Annotated in this window: 18 protein-coding genes, 1 tRNA gene and 1 other annotated feature; of the genes, 11 read left to right on the plus strand and 8 right to left on the minus strand. The window is 34.7% G+C overall.

Going from position 1 to position 17,894, the window contains the following annotated elements:
- The 3 genes from porA to ACFHWD_RS04605 are packed head-to-tail and all read right to left on the minus strand — an operon-like array spanning window position 1 to window position 2,070.
- Complete coding sequence (porA, locus tag ACFHWD_RS04595; protein ID WP_179978101.1) at window positions 1–1,176, minus strand: pyruvate ferredoxin oxidoreductase; 1,176 nt, start codon at window positions 1,174–1,176, stop codon at window positions 1–3.
- A 19-nt stretch (window positions 1,177–1,195) separates the two neighbouring features.
- Window positions 1,196–1,492, minus strand: a complete 297-nt coding sequence (locus ACFHWD_RS04600; RefSeq protein WP_150356991.1) for a 4Fe-4S binding protein — start codon at window positions 1,490–1,492, stop codon at window positions 1,196–1,198.
- Window positions 1,489–2,070 carry a 2-oxoacid:acceptor oxidoreductase family protein gene (locus ACFHWD_RS04605; RefSeq protein ID WP_378060846.1) on the minus strand — a complete coding sequence of 194 codons (582 nt, stop codon included), beginning with the start codon at window positions 2,068–2,070 and terminating at the stop codon, window positions 1,489–1,491. Before ACFHWD_RS04605 ends, ACFHWD_RS04600 begins: the two co-directional genes overlap by 4 nt.
- Window positions 2,071–2,488: 418 nt before the next feature.
- Here ACFHWD_RS04605 and ACFHWD_RS04610 point away from each other — a divergent pair, with 418 nt between their 5' ends.
- Together ACFHWD_RS04610 and ACFHWD_RS04615 are read left to right on the plus strand one after the other, a co-directional pair.
- Window positions 2,489–3,280, plus strand: coding sequence for an alpha/beta hydrolase (locus ACFHWD_RS04610; protein ID WP_378060848.1), 792 nt, complete (start codon window positions 2,489–2,491; stop codon window positions 3,278–3,280).
- 19 nt (window positions 3,281–3,299) lie between these two features.
- Complete coding sequence (locus ACFHWD_RS04615) at window positions 3,300–4,607, plus strand: MFS transporter (protein WP_378060850.1); 1,308 nt, start codon at window positions 3,300–3,302, stop codon at window positions 4,605–4,607.
- Window positions 4,608–4,765: 158 nt separating this feature from the next.
- On the opposite strand, the gene ACFHWD_RS04620 is transcribed toward ACFHWD_RS04615, so the two are convergent.
- From ACFHWD_RS04620 to ACFHWD_RS04640, 5 genes are all read right to left on the minus strand, one after another.
- Window positions 4,766–6,175, minus strand: coding sequence for a sigma 54-interacting transcriptional regulator (locus ACFHWD_RS04620; RefSeq protein WP_150356987.1), 1,410 nt, complete (start codon window positions 6,173–6,175; stop codon window positions 4,766–4,768).
- An 18-nt stretch (window positions 6,176–6,193) separates the two neighbouring features.
- Window positions 6,194–6,712, minus strand: coding sequence for a molybdopterin-binding protein (locus tag ACFHWD_RS04625; RefSeq protein ID WP_378060852.1), 519 nt, complete (start codon window positions 6,710–6,712; stop codon window positions 6,194–6,196).
- On the minus strand, window positions 6,702–7,064 hold the full coding sequence (locus ACFHWD_RS04630) for a hypothetical protein (RefSeq protein WP_378060854.1): 363 nt from the start codon (window positions 7,062–7,064) through the stop codon (window positions 6,702–6,704). Before ACFHWD_RS04630 ends, ACFHWD_RS04625 begins: the two co-directional genes overlap by 11 nt.
- A 155-nt stretch (window positions 7,065–7,219) precedes the next feature.
- A complete protein-coding gene (larB, locus tag ACFHWD_RS04635; protein WP_378060856.1) occupies window positions 7,220–7,966 on the minus strand; it encodes a nickel pincer cofactor biosynthesis protein LarB in 747 nt (248 codons plus the stop codon).
- A gap of 153 nt (window positions 7,967–8,119) precedes the next feature.
- On the minus strand, window positions 8,120–9,766 hold the full coding sequence (locus ACFHWD_RS04640; protein WP_179978344.1) for a nucleoside kinase: 1,647 nt from the start codon (window positions 9,764–9,766) through the stop codon (window positions 8,120–8,122).
- Window positions 9,767–9,984: 218 nt separating this feature from the next.
- Here ACFHWD_RS04640 and ACFHWD_RS04645 point away from each other — a divergent pair, with 218 nt between their 5' ends.
- From ACFHWD_RS04645 to leuS, 9 genes are all read left to right on the plus strand, one after another.
- Complete coding sequence (locus ACFHWD_RS04645; protein WP_179978104.1) at window positions 9,985–10,665, plus strand: DUF421 domain-containing protein; 681 nt, start codon at window positions 9,985–9,987, stop codon at window positions 10,663–10,665.
- Window positions 10,666–10,676: 11 nt separating this feature from the next.
- Window positions 10,677–11,057 carry a DUF4363 family protein gene (locus tag ACFHWD_RS04650; protein WP_179978105.1) on the plus strand — a complete coding sequence of 127 codons (381 nt, stop codon included), beginning with the start codon at window positions 10,677–10,679 and terminating at the stop codon, window positions 11,055–11,057.
- A gap of 158 nt (window positions 11,058–11,215) precedes the next feature.
- Window positions 11,216–12,148: a class II fructose-1,6-bisphosphate aldolase gene (gene fba, locus ACFHWD_RS04655; protein ID WP_150356981.1), complete on the plus strand. Its 933-nt coding sequence runs from the start codon at window positions 11,216–11,218 to the stop codon at window positions 12,146–12,148.
- A 166-nt stretch (window positions 12,149–12,314) separates the two neighbouring features.
- Window positions 12,315–12,854 (plus strand): class IV adenylate cyclase, encoded by a 540-nt coding sequence (locus ACFHWD_RS04660; RefSeq protein ID WP_378060943.1) that lies wholly within the window; start codon window positions 12,315–12,317, stop codon window positions 12,852–12,854.
- 37 nt (window positions 12,855–12,891) lie between these two features.
- The gene (locus ACFHWD_RS04665; RefSeq protein ID WP_150356979.1) at window positions 12,892–13,770 is read left to right on the plus strand and encodes a DUF5685 family protein; all 879 of its coding nucleotides are present in this window, start codon (window positions 12,892–12,894) and stop codon (window positions 13,768–13,770) included.
- Window positions 13,754–14,344, plus strand: a complete 591-nt coding sequence (locus tag ACFHWD_RS04670) for a J domain-containing protein (protein ID WP_150356978.1) — start codon at window positions 13,754–13,756, stop codon at window positions 14,342–14,344. Before ACFHWD_RS04665 ends, ACFHWD_RS04670 begins: the two co-directional genes overlap by 17 nt.
- 30 nt (window positions 14,345–14,374) lie before the next feature.
- On the plus strand, window positions 14,375–14,893 hold the full coding sequence (locus ACFHWD_RS04675) for a hypothetical protein (RefSeq protein ID WP_150356977.1): 519 nt from the start codon (window positions 14,375–14,377) through the stop codon (window positions 14,891–14,893).
- 76 nt (window positions 14,894–14,969) lie between these two features.
- Window positions 14,970–15,044, plus strand: a tRNA-Gln gene (locus tag ACFHWD_RS04680).
- 96 nt (window positions 15,045–15,140) lie between these two features.
- Window positions 15,141–15,351 (plus strand) — a binding site (T-box leader).
- 82 nt (window positions 15,352–15,433) lie between these two features.
- Window positions 15,434–17,866, plus strand: a complete 2,433-nt coding sequence (gene leuS, locus ACFHWD_RS04685) for a leucine--tRNA ligase (RefSeq protein WP_378060860.1) — start codon at window positions 15,434–15,436, stop codon at window positions 17,864–17,866.
- The last annotated feature ends 28 nt before the right edge of the window (window positions 17,867–17,894 follow it).

The raw sequence follows: 17,894 nt of genomic DNA on the forward strand, positions 1-17,894 counted from the left end.
CTATTCTCTAACGCCCAGATAGTTGTAAATTTCATATTTCCCTGTAGTTAGATCTTCTCGAAGCTCTGCGTAAACTTCCTTAATACTGTCTACGGTTACATCTCTTCCGCCTAATCCATAAATATAACTTTTCACAACTTTATTGTCTCCAATTCCATATACGGCACTTCTTACTTCTTTGAAAAGAGGTCCCCCTGTAGTGGCAAATGAATCCGTTTTATCTAAAACAGCCAGTGCTTTCACATTCTTAAGTGCCTCAGCTATTTCAGGTGCCGGGAAAGGTCTGAATACCCTGATTTTAATAAGTCCTGCCTTTATTCCCTTTTCTCTCAGTTCATCTACTACTACTTTTGAAGTGCCTGCCGAGGATCCAATGACAACTATTGCAATTTCCGCATCATCCATTTTGTATTTTTCAAAGAAATTGTACTTTCTTCCTGTAATTTTTTCATATTCAGCTGCAATTTCAAGAATAACTTTTTTTGCATTTATCATTCCTTGAGCCTGAAGCCTTTTGTGTTCAAAATAATACTGGTTTCCATCAAATGTTCCTAGTGCAATAGGAGTATCCCCAAGAAGGAAATAGTCATCCTTGTGTTCTCCTACAAATTTTTTCACTTCTTCTTCTTCAAGAAGCACCATGTTTTCAATCCCGTGACTTGTTATAAACCCATCATAACATACCATTACCGGTAGTCTTACATCCGCATTCTCTGAAATTCTAACTGCCTGTATGAAATTGTCATATGCTTCTTGTACATTTTCACTATATATCTGAAGCCAACCCGAATCTCTCGCACCCATAGAATCACTGTGATCATTGTGTATGTTAATAGGCCCTGACAGTGCCCTGTTAACTGCTGCCATGACTATTGGTCTTCTCAATGATGCAGCAATATAAAGTGGCTCCCACATATATGCAAGTCCATTTGAAGATGTTGCAGTCATCACTCTCGCACCAGCTGCTGAAGCACCTATACATGCACTCATTGCACTGTGCTCTGATTCTACCGGTATAAATTCTGTCTTAACCTGTCCATTGTTTACAAATTGGGAAAAATACTGTGGAACTTCTGTAGATGGAGTTATAGGATATGCTGCTACTACATCCGGTTCAATTTGCCTCATTGCGGTTGCAACAGCTTCATTACCGCTTAAACTTACTCTTTTTGCCATATTCATCACCCTTTCTTAGTTATTCCTCAACCAATTGTATGGCATCAAATTTACATTGGGCAGCACATAAGCCGCATCCTTTGCAGTGGTCATAATCAATACCTTTTATCTTCTCATTTTCAACTATTATAGACATGTCCGGACAGAAAGCCCAGCATAAAAAACAATTTTTACATTTTTCACTATTCCATATTGGTTTTGTAGTTCTCCAGTCTCCGGTTTTAAATTCACAAGCATTTCCCGTATCAATAATTATTCCTCCAGGGGTTGTATCCTGCCATTTGCATTCTGTAGAATAGTAATTCTTATCACTCATATTTTTTGTACCTCCTTTAGAGATCTTTTCAATGCGGCCATATTGCCGTTTATTACCTGTGGTTTAGTGGCAAATTTATGTTTGAAGGAACCTTCCATATTTTTTATGAAATCATCTTCATCCATAACTTTAGAAATTTTAACTATAGCCCCTAACATAGGTGTATTAGGGAAATTCTTGCCAAGTTCTTCCTCAGAAATCTTTCTGGCATCGATAGTGTATATATCTCCTTTAAAATCATTAAAATATGACTTTATCTCCTCAGGTTTTCTTGATGTATTTATCACTACCGCACCGGAATCCTTTAAGCCAGCTGTAACCTTTACACTGTTCATGAGAGTTTCATCTACTACTACTACATAATCCGGTTTGTAAATATTGCTGTGTATTTTAATAGGCAAATCACTAACTCTGTTATATGCAGTTATAGGTGCCCCCATTCTCTCCGGTCCATACTCAGGAAATCCCTGAACATATTTGCCTGTTTTAAATGCAGCTTCGGCCAAAAGCAGCGATGCTGTTTTAGCACCTTGTCCTCCTCTTCCATGCCATCTAATTTCAATAATATTATTACTCATCATTAACCCCCTTCTAAAATCTAAATAGAAATTACATTTCAACATCCTTATATTTAAGCAATTTTAATGCCAATCAAATCAATTTTGCTCATCACTTTCATTTTTATATAATTCATTAAGCAAAATAACCATTATAAATATAAAAGGATCTTAAAAGTCAAAAAACCTTACTAATTAAAATGTTGTAATTACAACACTCTATAACAACAAACTAACATGAAAACTCTTTTATAAAAATCTGACTTTCAGCCAAATTATTCTGAACACTCACTATTTTGAATTCGTTCAGAAATCTTACTTTCAAATATAAAAATTTTTGGCACACTATATGCTAAAGAATATGCGTGTATTAAAATTACACAAGATTGTGTCAAAATTACACAATGGAGTATTAAAATTTACACAAGGGGGTAATAATTTGAAAAACGTCTTAAAAAAACACTTTTTCGTAAAAGGTAGAAAGGAACTGTCTGTAATGGTTCACAATTACAGAGAAAAAGCTGATGGAACACCTATTGTAATCCTTTGCCATGGCTTTACCGGTGATAAAATAGGCCCTAATCAACTTATATTAAACCTGGCCAAAGGCATAGAAGCCGCAGGATATATTGCAATACGTTTTGATTTTGCAGGTTCAGGTGAAAGCTACGGGGAGTTCTCAAAAGACACCACCATATCGGGATGGCAGCAGGACTTAGATACCATAGTAAGTTGGGTAAAAAACAGTCCGGAATTTTCTGGTTCTCCCATTATACTATGCGGCCATAGTTTAGGAGGTCTTATTGCACTATCCTATCCAAAGGATGATGCAATTAAAGGACGAATGGCTCTTTCTTCAGTAGTACATCCTGTTGAAACATTTAGTGCAGAAGGTATATTTGGAAAAGAATTGTGGGATAAAGCGGTTTCAGGAAAAACGATTTCTAATTTCTTCAATAAAGCTTTTACGTTAGATGATGGTATTTTTGTTGCAGACATGCTTCATGGAAATTATAAACCTTTAGAAGTCACAGATACTTATTCGACTCCTCTGCTTATCATACATGGAACTGAAGATTGCGCCGTACCAATTTCAGGTTCAGAAGAACTATATAAAAGGTACAAGGGTGAAAAAGTTTTCCACAAATTAAAAGGAATAGATCATATATATATAAACAAACATCATATAATACAATCCTTAATTGTGGAATGGTTAAAAAAATATTTTTAATATTGAAGGAGGATATTTTATGAATGGTTCAAACACCATAACCAATAATAACCAACCATTGGATTCAGGACATAAACAAACCCGACAAAGATACTTTATTGCCTTTATACTATTTATAACACTCTTAGTGGCTTTTATAGATCGTATTAATGTATCTGTACTAATTGTTGATCCTCAATTTCTAAATGCCATGGGCATCTCAGGAAAACCTTTGCAGCAGGGATTATTAATGACATTCTTTCTAATAGCTTATGGCATATCCAATGCAGTACTCGGTCCAGTTGGAGATTATATAGGTCCCAGAAAAGCAATGTGCCTATCATTAGCTATGTGGGGAATTTCCATGGTTTTAGGAGGTCTGGCAACTGCATTTGGAGTACTGCTTCTAACACGTGTTGTATTAGGTCTAGGAGAAGGTCTACACTGGCCAATGCAGAGTAAGTTTGTAAAAAACTGGTTTCCGCCTCAGGAAAGGGCTAAAGCCAATAGTATATGGATATTAGGTCTATTTATTGGTCCTGCAATCGGCACTCCTTTTTTTACCTGGCTCTTATCTAGGACACCTTGGAAAACATCTTTTTACCTGTTAGCCGTTGTAAGTTTAATACCTCTGCTTTTAGTATGGTTTTTTACTACAGATCATCCAAGCCAAAGTAAAAAAGTAAACAAGGAAGAATTAGATTGGATTGAAACTGGATTAAAAGCTGAAGAAGCAGAAGAAAATAAACAGGGAAATGTTACAATAAAAACTAGCATAAAATCATTTATAAAGGATTATCATTTTTGGCTCGTTACAATATATTATACATGCCAATGCTGTATATGGTGGGGAACTATGACATGGCTTCCTTCATACCTAAAAACAGCCAGAGGATTTTCCTGGGCATCTATGGGAGCATGGTCATCTTCCCCATATATACTGGGAGCTATATTACTTATAATAAGTGGACGTATTTCAGATAAGGTTGGAAGAAGAGCCCCTTTCCCTCTTTTAGCAATGGTAATAGTGGCAATTTGCATATTTGGCGCAGCGTATGCTGAATCCAACATAATTGCTGCCATACTTTTAACAATAGCTATAGGTTCACTGGCAATTGCTTCCACTGCCATATGGTCTTTGCTGCAACAAATTGTACCAGGTAAAGCAGTTGGAGCTGGTGCCGGTATAACCAATGGAGTTGCCAATGGAGGTTCTGCTCTTGCTCCATCAATAATGGGGTATTTTATCGCCCTAAGCGGCAGTTATGTAACAGGGTTATTGTTTTTAGTAATCATGGCTGTAATTGGAGGCATATGTGTAGGTATACTGACTCTGCAGAAATATTAATATTTCAAAAAACTGTTATAAAATAATAAATTTACACAAAGAAATATTCTAAAAACCCAAAAATGCACAATGAGAGAGTTTAACAAGCTTAATCAAAGTGCATTTTCTATGCAATATTTTTGTATGAGTTTATTTGCAATAGCCCTACAACACAGCATTTAAGAACCTTTTTGCTTCAATCTATATGCAACCTGATAATACTTGATATCTATACCTTTTTTATTGAGCACTTTAGCTATCTTCCTGGGCCCAAGACCCTTTTTTCTCAATTCCAAAATAATATTATCTACTACTTCAGGATCACTTTTTAACTTGTCATCAGGATTTCTACTCTTATCATTTTCAGAAGTACAAATGGAATCAACAGGCAGATGCTGTACATCCACTAAAATGTTCAAATTAGAATCTTTGACATTGCTTATAAGGGGTGCAGCGCAGTCTATACTCTGATTGACTATGTCCCTGAATTGTCTTATATTTCTAGGATAATATCCATTCAGCAATATTTTTTTGGCTTCATCTGAAAACATCACATTTAAATTTATATTGTATTTATCATAAACATTTGCCTCATATCTATTTATAAATTCAATAAGTATTTGAATTTTATCATCAATTGACCTTTCCCTTAAAGGCGGCAGGTACAAATCATACTGACCAAGCCTTTGATATAATTCCGGCAGTAGTACTTCTTCTAAATTTTTTGTAGAAGCTGCTATTACTATGACATTTATAGGTATATCACGGCTTCCTCCAATGCGCCTTATAGTTCCCGATTCTATAGCTTTAAGCAGAAGATTCTGATAATTATCTAATGCATGGGCTTCATCCAAAAATAAAATACCCCCATTTGCCATTTCAAACAATCCTTTTTTGTCTTTTGAACCAGTAAAAGAACCCTCACTGCATCCAAATATCTCCATAGCTGCAATATCCTTATTGGTAAACTGAGCACAATTTATTTCAATAAAGGGGGCATCTGATTTTATTACTCCTATTTCCTTGGCATAGTAGTAAATACATCTTGCCAGAAGGGTTTTTCCCGTACCAGACTCACCGGTTATAATGCAGTGCCTCGGTCCTCCAAGAGCTCCAACAGTTTTCCTGGCTTTTTCAATAGTTGAACTCAAACTTGAATCAGAGCCTATAATATTTGAAAATGCATCTTTTTTACTTTTTAATGAGATCTTGTGTCTGAGACATCTTATTTTGTCATTTAAATTTTCCATTTCAGTAATATCAGAAAATATTGCAAATCCACCCTCTAATTCCCCATCTACAAATATAGGTTTTGCTTTTACCATATACTTTCTTCCATTAGCGTGATTTACTTTTCCATAAAATACCGTAGTCTTTTCATCTATTACTTCCAGCAGTGCAGCCTGAGGATAGTATTTAGATATATGATCACCAACCATGTTTTCAGGCGTGGAATTTACGTACTGCGCAGACATTTCATTGACAAAAATAAGATCCCCCTGTTTATCTACAACATTCACTCCCTCATTCAGCGAGTTAATAATATCTATAAATGTATCATTTACTTGCAAAAATTCAAAGCTTTTCATTATCTTATCAACACCAATCTAATTTTTAGGGTATTTTGATAAAACTGCACTGGATATTCTGTCAACTATAACATTCAAATCTTTTTCGTTTTCAGCCAAACATTTCATACAGGCCTTAGCTGCTTCAACAGCCTCTACATAGGGTCCCGGCACATTTACTACCAGCGTATTACCTTGCCTTGCCGCAACAAGCTTAGACCACATATGACCATTTTTGCCATATATCTCTTTGTACTTGTATTCGCTTATATACTTTTCTATAGCACTATGAGTAAAATCTTTGGCCAAAGTAGATACATACCTGTGCCCTCCTCCGGATCCTCCTATGAAAATTACCAAATCTACATTTTCATGAATACATTCCTCAAGCTGCTCTATTATTTCATCCTCATTATCAGATACTGGCTTTAAACGTATAACTCTGCATTCAGGATATTGTTCCAAAATCAACTGCATTATTGCCGGACTATTTGTATCGGTTACAACTCCGCTTAAAACTTCATTCCCTGTTGGTATAATAACAACATTATTTATCAATATTATTCCACCTTTCCTTCTGACATCCATACTGCTGCCCTTTGGGAATATTATCTATATTCACTTCAACTATCTTTTTTGCGGAATCAATTTTAGTAAGTTCTGTAGCTGTAATTCCCTCCACTGTAGAAATTGCCTTTATTATTCCACTTTCATCTTTTAATATGGCTTCAGGATCTATATTATAAACATCCATTTCTATGGATTCCCCTGTTACCCCTATCACCCTTATCCCTCTCTGTATAAATTCTGAAAGTTTTTTCTCAAGTTCAAAAGGCTTGAGTCCCTTCACATTAACGCCCTTTATCCTCACAACTGTCTTGTCTATATACGCTATTACCGAATCATCCATATTTAGCCCACTTCCCATAAATTAATTTTGCCGTATAAAAATTTGAATATACATTTAAAAACTATTTTAATAAATCTAAATTATTCAGACACGATTTATCTTTAATTTTATCACAACATGTAGAAAAATGTCTACATATGAAAAAGCATTTCATATTACAGTTTATTTATAATACTTGCAAGGTAACCTGCTCCAAAACCATTGTCGATATTTACTACACTCACTCCGCTGGCACAGCTGTTGAGCATGGAAAGAAGCGCTGTTATACCTCCAAAATTTGCTCCATATCCTACGCTTGTAGGCACCGCAATAACCGGCTTATCTACAAGCCCTCCTACCACACTCGCAAGTGCCCCCTCCATTCCTGCAATCACTATAACTACTTTTGCCTGTCTTATAATGCCCATCTTATTAAACAGCCTGTGTATCCCAGCTACCCCTGCATCAAAGACCTTTTTTACCTTATTATCAAATATTCTGGCAGTTTCAAATGCCTCTTCTGCCACAGGAATATCAGATGTACCTGCAGTCACTATTGCAATATAGGAATCCGTTTCCTTCTGTTCCTTTTTCCTTATGGTTATAGTTCTGCCCGCCTTGTTATATTTTGCATAGGGACAAAGTTCTCTTACTGCTCTGTACATCTCCTCGTCTGCCCTCGTTCCCAATATATTGTTTCCCTTTGTAAGCATAAATTCTACAATTCCCTTTACCTGATCCACGGTTTTCCCTGCACAATATATGACTTCAGGATATCCAACCCTTATTTCCCTGTGATTGTCTATCATAGCATATCCCAGATCCTTAAAGGGTAAATCCTTTAATATCTTCACGCCCTCATCCACATTCACTTTCTGCTCTCTAACATCTTCCAGTAACTTTTTCAAGTCGGCTTCATCCAATTTTTTCACCTCATAGACAAAATATATTAAATTTAAACATTTCCTTCAATAATAATTATATTGATTATGCTTATAATTTTCAACTAATTATGGACATGAGTTTAAAAATAACTAACAGTTCACATGTAACGGTGAACTGTTAAAATCAAACTTCTAATCTTCGAATTCGCTTCCTCCTATAAATTCCCGTAAAATGGAATTGGATGGAACAAATTTTTTGTCCACGTCTTTAAAAAAGTGGAGAAAACTTTTAAGCCTCAAAGCTTCATAATATACTGGACTTGAACTCTTTATTTTTTCCAGCTGCTCAAGGGCATAGTTTTTCAATATACAGAGTTCATATACCAACGTTGAATTAAACATAACATCTGCATTTTCCTGAAACACAAAAATATTTTTTTCCTCTCCTCTTTTTACAGAAGGCCACATCTTCAAAGTATCTTCACCATTATATCCTCTAAAAAGGTAATCTCTCACCATCCTTCTTATAATTCTCACATCAGTGGTTGCTATCCTATTATGATCGTCTACATTCAACTGAGTAAGAGCACTTATATATATTTTAAACTTATATTTTCTAGGTATAGATTGGGTGAGAACTTCATTTAAACCATGTATGCCCTCAATTACAATTACGCCATTATCTGGAATCCTTATTTTTCTGCCAGCCCACTCCCTGGCTCCTTTTTTAAAATTAAATACTGGAATTTCAATCTCTTCACCTCTCATAAGAGCTTCCAGGTGATAGTTGAAAAGCTCCAAATCCAGTGAATATATAGATTCAAAATCATAATTTCCATTCTCATCCCTAGGAGTATGCTCTCTATCTACAAAATAATCATCTAAAGATATAGGAACAGGTTTTATTCCATTTACTCTTAACTGAACTGCCAGTCTCTTTGCAAAAGTGGTTTTTCCCGAAGAAGTAGGGCCTGCAATCAAGACAATTTTTACCTCTTTTCTGTCATTTATCATATCCGCTATATTCGCTATTTTCTTTTCATGAAGAGCTTCTGCCACTCTTATAATATCTACAATTTCTCCATTTTCCACCTTGTTATTCAGGGAGCCTACATCTCCTACATCCAGTATATTTCCCCACTGTTCTGTTTCGTAAAATATTTTACTCAATTTCCTATATTCCACAAACTCAGGAAGATGATAGGGATCTGACTCCACAGGATACCTCAATATAAATCCAGGTTTATAATACATGAGATCAAATGTTTTCAGTACTCCAGTGGAAAAAGCCATGGAGCCATAAAAATAATCATATCTTCCATCTAATTCATATAATTTCACTTCTTCTGTATTTACATGATTTAAAAGCCTGACCTTATCCTCCATATTATAGCTTTTGAAGATCTCTATAGCTTCTTTCCTGTCCATACTTATCTTTCTTATAGGTATGTCCAATTTTATTATATCCTTCATCCTGTTTTTTATCTTTTTTATATCTTTTTCCAAAAGTGGAGTATCTTTATGGATTTCTCCAAATATCCCCTTGCTCAAAGAGTGCTCTATAGTTACTTTAGATTCAGGGAACAAATCGTATACAGACTTAATCAGTACAAATTGAAGAGTTCTCACATAGGTTTTGTTTCCCAGAGCATCTCTTATATCTACAATTTCAAAACTTCCAGATTCCTTTAACGGACTTGTAAACTCAAAATATTCTCCATTTACTTTGGCCAGTACTGTAGGTATATCCGGCGGTTCATAATTGTCCTTAAATATTTTATATAAAATTGTATTATATTTTACTTTAATACTTTTGCATCCCAATTTAAGGTTTAACATATTCTCTTCTCTGCTTCTCAAGGTATTGGTATTTCTATACCTCAAGTCAGTAGCCAGTTCATTCATAACTTCATCCCCTCAATTTAGTGTCATTATTATTATACTTCATATTTGCCCGGAAATGTTCTCATTTTACTCATATTTTTTTATATTAATGTAAGAATATAAATAAGTAAAAAATTTAAAAGTATTTAACCTGAAAGGCGATGTGATGTTTTATGTTTACAGTACTTATTAGAACAATTATATTATATTTACTTGTGGTAGTATCCATGAGACTTATGGGTAAAAAGCAAATAGGAGAAATGGAACCCTTTGAATTAGCCGTGGCAATAATGATATCTGAATTGGCATCTCTTCCCATGCAGGACACCAGAATATCTATAACACACGGTATAATCCCCATAATAACTCTTTTGACCCTTCAAACTCTACTGGGACTTCTGCAGCTTAAGAGTGAAAAAATGAGGTTTATTTTCAGCGGCAAACCAAGTATATTGATCAATAAAGGCAAATTGGACTTAAAGAAACTGACAGATGAAAAATTTAATATAAACAATTTAATGGAAGAATTGAGAATGCAGGGATATTTCAATCTGTCAGATATAGAATATGCTATACTTGAGACCAGCGGCCAGCTTTCTGTCATACCCAAAACAGAACTCTCTCCCTCAACTAAACAGGATTTAAAGATAAAACCAGCCCAGGAAGGTTTACCTATAACCCTCATATTAGACGGCAAAATAAATTTTAAAAATTTAATTACAGCAAAAAAAGATGAAACCTGGTTAAACCAGATGATGAAAAAAAACAGCATATCTTCTGCAAAAGACGTTCTCGTGGCCATGCTGGATTCAAAAGGGAAATTTTACTGCCAGTTAAAAGAAAAAAATGAATAGGACGTGATTACATGAAAAGTACAATAATATCTTTTTCCATATTTATGCTGATGATTTTTTGTATAATATTTTCAATAAATTATCTAAATTCCATATGCACAAGATTGCAAAATTCAAGTATGCAGATAGAAAAGTCAATCCAATTAAACTCCTGGAATGAAGCTTATAAAAGTTCTCAGGATTTTATGGCGGAGTGGAAAAAATATTCTCCAAAACTGTCTATTTTCTCAGATCATGATGAAATGGAAGATATTAATAATGAATCCTATAAACTCATGAACCATATACTTTATAAAAATTCGGAGGAATCCCTGTCCTCTACAAATATAATACAGAATTCACTGGAACATATACTTGAAATGCAGCGGTTAAATATTCAAAATCTACTCTAATTTTTGCAGATTTATGTTAAATACTGCAAATAATTTTCTTCAAAGACTACAATGTCACTATGAAAAACAACAATTAATAGTTTATAATATAAGGTGAATAAACAACAAATATAATTTTTTAACATAAAATATTTTATTATTGAAAGGTGGAATATTAAATGGCATTAGTTACTACTAAGAATATGTTCAAGAAGGCATACGATGGTAAATATTCAATAGGTGCTTTCAACATCAACAACATGGAGATAATTCAAGGTGTGGTAAATGGAGCAAAAGCTAAAAATTCTGCTGTTATTTTACAGTGCTCCGCAGGTGCATTAAAATATGCAGGTCCAAAATACTTAAAAGCCATGGTGGATGCCGCCATAGAAGAAACCGGAATTGACCTTGCCCTCCATCTGGATCACGGCCCTGATTTTGAAACTGTAAAACTATGTGTGGAAACAGGTTTTACATCGGTGATGTTTGACGGATCGCATTTGGATTATGAAGAAAATATATCAAAAACTAAAGAAGTCGTGAAATACGCCCATGAGTACGGCGTGGTAGTAGAAGCAGAACTTGGCATTCTTGCAGGAGTTGAAGATGACGTATCTGCATCAAAACACACGTATACGGATCCAGATCAGGCAGCTGATTTTGTAGATAAAACAGGCGTGGATTCCCTGGCTATAGCCATAGGTACTTCTCACGGGGCATATAAATTTCCGCCAAATTTCAAACCTAAGTTGAGATTCGACATACTGGAGGAAGTTCAGAACAAACTGCCTAATTTCCCCATAGTCCTGCACGGAGCTTCATCTGTAGATCAAAATGCTGTGGCAACCTGCAATAAATATGGTGGAGACTTAAGTGGTGCCAAGGGAATTCCAGTAGATATGCTCAGAAAAGCTTCTTCCATGGCAGTCTGCAAAATAAATGTGGATACGGATTTAAGATTGGCCATGACTGCTGCTGTAAGAAAAACTTTCGGTGACAGCCCAAAAATTTTTGATCCTAGAAAATATCTGGGCGCTGGAAGAGATGCTGTACAAAAAGTGGTGGAAGACAAAATAGAAAATGTACTGGGTTCGGAAAATTCTCTAGCATAAAACCACATATATATGAATATTTGGGAGACCTTCCATAGATCTAAGAAAGTCTCCTGATTTTTTATACTCATAATGCCCTTAATTTTCATATAATTAATTTTTGACGATTGATTTTTATGGTATAATTCAAATAGTAGCAATCTGCAGCACCAGGAGGTGAGCTTATATAAAAGAGTGTGAAACAAGAATAATAAAAATAGAACCCGATAATATACGCTTGAGGCTGAGCAATGCCGCAGCTTTAAAAGTTAAAATGGAAAATCAGACAAATTACATATACGACTTTGAAGACAGAAAATTGATAAAAGGCAGAGGTTACGCTCGAATAAGGATAGTGGAGGATTTAATACATAATTCCAATCATTTTTATATGACTACAAAAAAACTTTTAAGTCAGAAAAAATATAAAGTAATGGAAGAAAATGAAACAGAAATATCAGACTGGAAAGCTGGTAAAAAGATTTTTGAATCCCTTGGATTAAAATTACTGCAATCAATAAACAAATATAGGGAAAGCTATAAATACAAAGACAGCTTAATTGAAATAGACATAAACGATAAATCATTCTGTTCATTTGCCTATGTAGAAATAGAGACCAAAAATGACAGCGAGCTTGTTGAAATAGTTGATTTACTGGGATATTCCATAAAAGACACCACTTCCAAAACTATATATGAAATACTGCACAAGGATACACAATTTTGAATGCTGCAAAATACTTTAATACTAAATAGGTGAATATATGTTTGGTTATGTAACTCCTTATAAAATGGAACTTAAAATAAAAGACTATGAAAAATTCAAAGCATATTACTGCGGATTATGCAGATCTATTAAACATAACATTGGAAATATTCCCAGGATTTTTTTGAATTATGACATGACTTTTCTAGCAATACTTTTAGATTCTCTGGAAGACGGTAGACAAATTTATACTAAAAAAAGATGTGTTCTTCATCCTATGAAGAAAAAAATCATTTTAAAGGATAATACTTCTTTAAAATATGCAGCTTTTTGCAATATATCTCTTACCTATTTCAAACTTCTAGATGACACAAATGACGATATGTCTATAAAGAGCAAGATACTGTCTTCTTATTTAAGAAGCTACCTGAGTTCTATGCCTGAAGATTTCAAGAAAAATTTTCAGATTATAAACGACAAACTTCAAAATTTATACAAGCTAGAAAAAAATCTGGAAAACAGATCCATAGATCTCCTGGCTCATCCCTTTGGAGAGCTCACCGGTTTTATATTAAGTTCCTCTAAAAAAGATACCGTCAAAAATGATCTTTATTTTCTCGGGTATAATCTTGGAAAATGGATATATATTATCGATGCATTGGACGATTTAAATACAGATATGAGCCATGGAAAATTCAATGCTATAAATCACTGCTTCAATAGCGAAAATCTACGTTTCGAAGAATTTTCAAAACGTATAGAAACGAGAATAGATTTTATTTTAGGCACCTGTGCCGCACAATGCATGAATGCTTTTAAGGCACTTCCTATAAAAAGAAATGAAGAATTACTTTACAATATAATACAATATGGACTTTTAGATAAAATGGATAAAGTTTTTAGAAGGGGCGTTTACAAAGATGAAAAATCCATATGAAGTACTTGAAGTAAAAGAAAATGCTTCAAAAGAGGAAATAAAAAAGGCTTACAGAAATCTGGCTAAAAAATATCATCCCGATCAATATGACAATAATCCATTAAGGGATTTAGCCGAAAGTAAAATGAGAGAAATAAATGAAGCTTACGACTATCTGATGAAAAATAATCCAAACAACAGCTATGAGAATACAGGCGATAATTCCTACAGCGGAAATGGCTCTGCCATGTATCAATCTGTAGAGAATAATATCAACAGCGGTAATTTTAGAGATGCTGAATCGGAACTTTTAAGAATGGGTACAAGAGATGCTGAATGGAACTATCTTATGGGAATCTTAAATATGAGAAAAGGCTGGTATAATGATGCCTATAACAACCTGAGTACTGCCTGCAGGTTAGACCCAAATAATTTTAAATACCAAAGTGCCTTAAATAGATTATCTGGAATGAACAGTTCCTACAGACAGCCCTATTATGGAAACCAGAGAAGAGATCCTGATATATGCAACATCTGTGCTACCCTATACTGTCTGGATTGTCTTTGCGGTGGTGGAGATTGCGGCGGTTGCTAATAATTAACGAATTGACGAGGTGATTTTAAAATGGCAGAAAAAACAAATGCAGCTTCTAATATAGCTAAAGGGGGACTTTTAACTACCATTGGCGTTATTCTGATCTATATAAGCAGTATAGTTCCCTTAAATCAAGGCTTTATACTGGCTTTATCCTCATTGCTCATCCCCCTGGCTGTACTGATTACAAATTTGAAAAATGCCTTTACAGTTTATGCTGCCACTTCGCTTTTATCTTTACTTATATGCGGATTAAAAATAACAGTAATAGCTTATATAATATTTTTTGGTCTCTACGGATTTACTAAATATTATATTGAAAAGTTGAGAAAATTACCTTTTGAAATCATACTTAAGCTGGTTTTTTTTAACTTATGCACAGTTTTACTACTTTTAATATACAGTTTGTTCTTCCCTGGACTTTTAAAAATAAATTTTCACTTTTATATAATTATAGCAGGATGGCAGATAGCATTTTTAATATATGATTACCTTTTAACTCTATTTATAAACTATATAAACAAATATTTAGCTAAAGGACTAAAATAATACAAATTCCGTATGTATACTATTGACATATGAATTTTTGATGATATAATATTTAGTGTTGAGATTCACATAACAGTGCCCATTAGCCAAACGGTAAGGCACCTGTCTCTGGAACAGGCATGTGTTGGTTCGAATCCAGCATGGGCAGCCAAAAAAGAACTCTTTATAAAGAGTTCTTTTTTAACAATTTTTTAAATTAATTCTTGACAAAACATTACTTAATATTATAAAATGTGAAATAAGTCAATATAAAGCTTTGAATAAGGAGTAGTAGTATTCTCATATACCACTAAAGAGAGCTGTTGTCAGGTGAAAAACAGCGTGAAGATGATATGAACTCACCTTAAGAGCTTATCTGAAAAATCAGATACGGTAAAAAAGCCGTTATCTTTTAAGGGAAATCAACTTATTGATTTAATTAGAGTGGTACCGCGGAAATTTAGCTTTTCGTCTCTTAAAATTCTAGAGACGAAAGGCTTTTTTAATTGTGCATCAATGATAAAGTTTAATTATAAAATTATGAGCAAAGGAGAAGATTTTATGTATAGTGTTGAAATTGATAAGAAATGGCAAAAAAAATGGGAAGAAACAGAGCTCTATAAATTTGATAAAAATAATCTAAATAATAAATTATATGTATTGGAGATGTTCTCCTATCCATCTGGCAGCCAGCTACATGCAGGTCATTGGTTCAACTATGCTCCTGTAGATTCCTGGGCCAGACTGAAAAGAATGCAGGGATACAATGTATTTCAACCCATGGGATTTGACGCCTTTGGCCTTCCCGCTGAGAACTATGCTATAAAAACCGGAATTCATCCAAAAGACTCCACTGAAAAAAACATTGAAACCATGGAAAAACAGCTTAAATCCATGGGTGCCATGTTCAACTGGGAAAATGAAGTCATTACCTGTCATCCTGATTACTACAGATGGAATCAATGGCTATTTTTACAGTTATACAAACATGGATTAGCTTACAGAAAAAATGCACCTGTGAACTGGTGTCCCAGCTGTAAAACAGTACTCGCCAATGAACAGGTAAAGGAAGGCTGCTGTGAACGCTGCGGCACTGAGGTAACTAAAAAGGATTTAACCCAATGGTTTTTCAAAATCACAGACTATGCAGAGGAACTGCTTCAGGATCTGGATATAATAGATTGGCCATCAAAGACAAAGGCCATGCAAAGGCATTGGATAGGCAAATCCACAGGTACTAATGTAACTTTTAAGGTGGCAGATTCTTCTTTAGAATTCAGTGTATTTACTACCAGGGTGGATACACTATTTGGTGTCACTTATGTAGTCATATCTCCCGAAAATAATTTAGTAGATAAAGTAACTAAAAATGTCTATAAAGATGAAGTTGAAAAATATAAGGAACAGGCAAAAAAACAGACTGATATTGAAAGGCAATCCATAACAAGAGAAAAAACCGGTGTATTTACTGGTTCCTACGCCATAAATCCCATAAATGGTAGAGAAGTTCCCATATGGGTAGGAGATTACGTACTCAACACTTACGGCACTGGTGCCGTAATGGCAGTTCCAGCTCACGATGAAAGAGATTATGAATTTGCCACAAAATATAATCTTCCTATCGAAAGAGTTATAGAGGGAGGAGATTCTCTTCCATATGTAGAATACGGGAAGATGATTAACAGCGGTAAATTCAATGGATTATCCACTGTGGAAGGTAAAAAAGCTGTAACTAAAGAACTGGAGAAAATGGGGATGGGTTCTGGCACAGTAAATTACAGGCTGAGAGACTGGCTTGTATCAAGACAAAGATATTGGGGAACTCCCATTCCAATAATATATTGTGATAAATGTGGAGTAGTTCCGGTACCAGAAGATGAGCTTCCCGTAAGACTTCCTTATAATGTGGAATTTTCTCCTGATGGGAAATCACCTCTTTTAAAATCAAAAGAATTTATAAATACAACCTGTCCTCACTGTGGAGGTCCTGCCAGGAGAGAGGCTGACACTCTTGATACCTTTGTATGCTCTTCCTGGTACTACTTAAGATATGCAGACAATAAAAACGATAAACAGGCTTTTGACAAAGACACAATAGATAAAATGCTGCCTGTGGATATGTATGTGGGCGGTCCGGAACATGCATGCATGCACCTTCTATATGCCAGATTTATCACCAAGGCACTCAGGGATATGGGATTTCTAAATTTCAACGAACCTTTTCTGTCTTTAAGACATCAGGGTATAATACTTGGGCCTGACGGTCAGAAAATGAGTAAATCCAAAGGCAACACCATATCTCCAGACAGCTGCATACAACAATACGGTTCTGACGTATTTAGAATGTATCTGATGTTTGGATTTGATTACGCAGAAGGTGGTGCCTGGAGTGAAGACGGCATTAAATCCATGGATAGATTTGTAGACAGAATAGAGAGACTCGTAAATTCTATAAAAGAAATACTTAAAAATAAAGATAACAGCAAGACTTCCATGGACAGTGCGGAAAAAGAATTAAACTATGTAAGAAATTTTTCGATAAAATCCGTGTCGGAAGATGCCGGCAAATTTCAATTCAATACAGCTATTGCCAGAATTATGGAGTTTACAAATGCTCTTTCAAAATACACCCAGGAGGATAAAAAGAATTTACCCCTGTTAAAAGACAGCATACTTGATTTTATAAAAATCCTAGCTCCTTTTGCCCCCCATTTTTCAGAAGATCAGTGGGAGAATTTAGGTATGGACTACTCCATATTCAATGAAAAATGGCCTGAATTTAATCCAGATGCTCTTATAAAAGATGAAGTTGAAATGGCTATACAGATAAATGGGAAGATACGATCCAAGATAAATATTCCTACAAATTTAAATGAAAAAGAAATAGAGAAATTATCTCTTTCAAGTCAAAATATCAAACCTTTGTTAGAAGGTAAGGATGTAAAAAAAGTCATAGTAGTAAAAGGAAGACTTGTAAATATAGTTGCAAAATAATTCAGTAAAAGGGCAGCTTTAGCTGCCC

The organism is Clostridium sp. MT-14 (assembly GCF_042436595.1).
GTDB classification, from domain to species: Bacteria; Bacillota; Clostridia; order Clostridiales; family Clostridiaceae; genus Clostridium_B; species Clostridium_B aromativorans.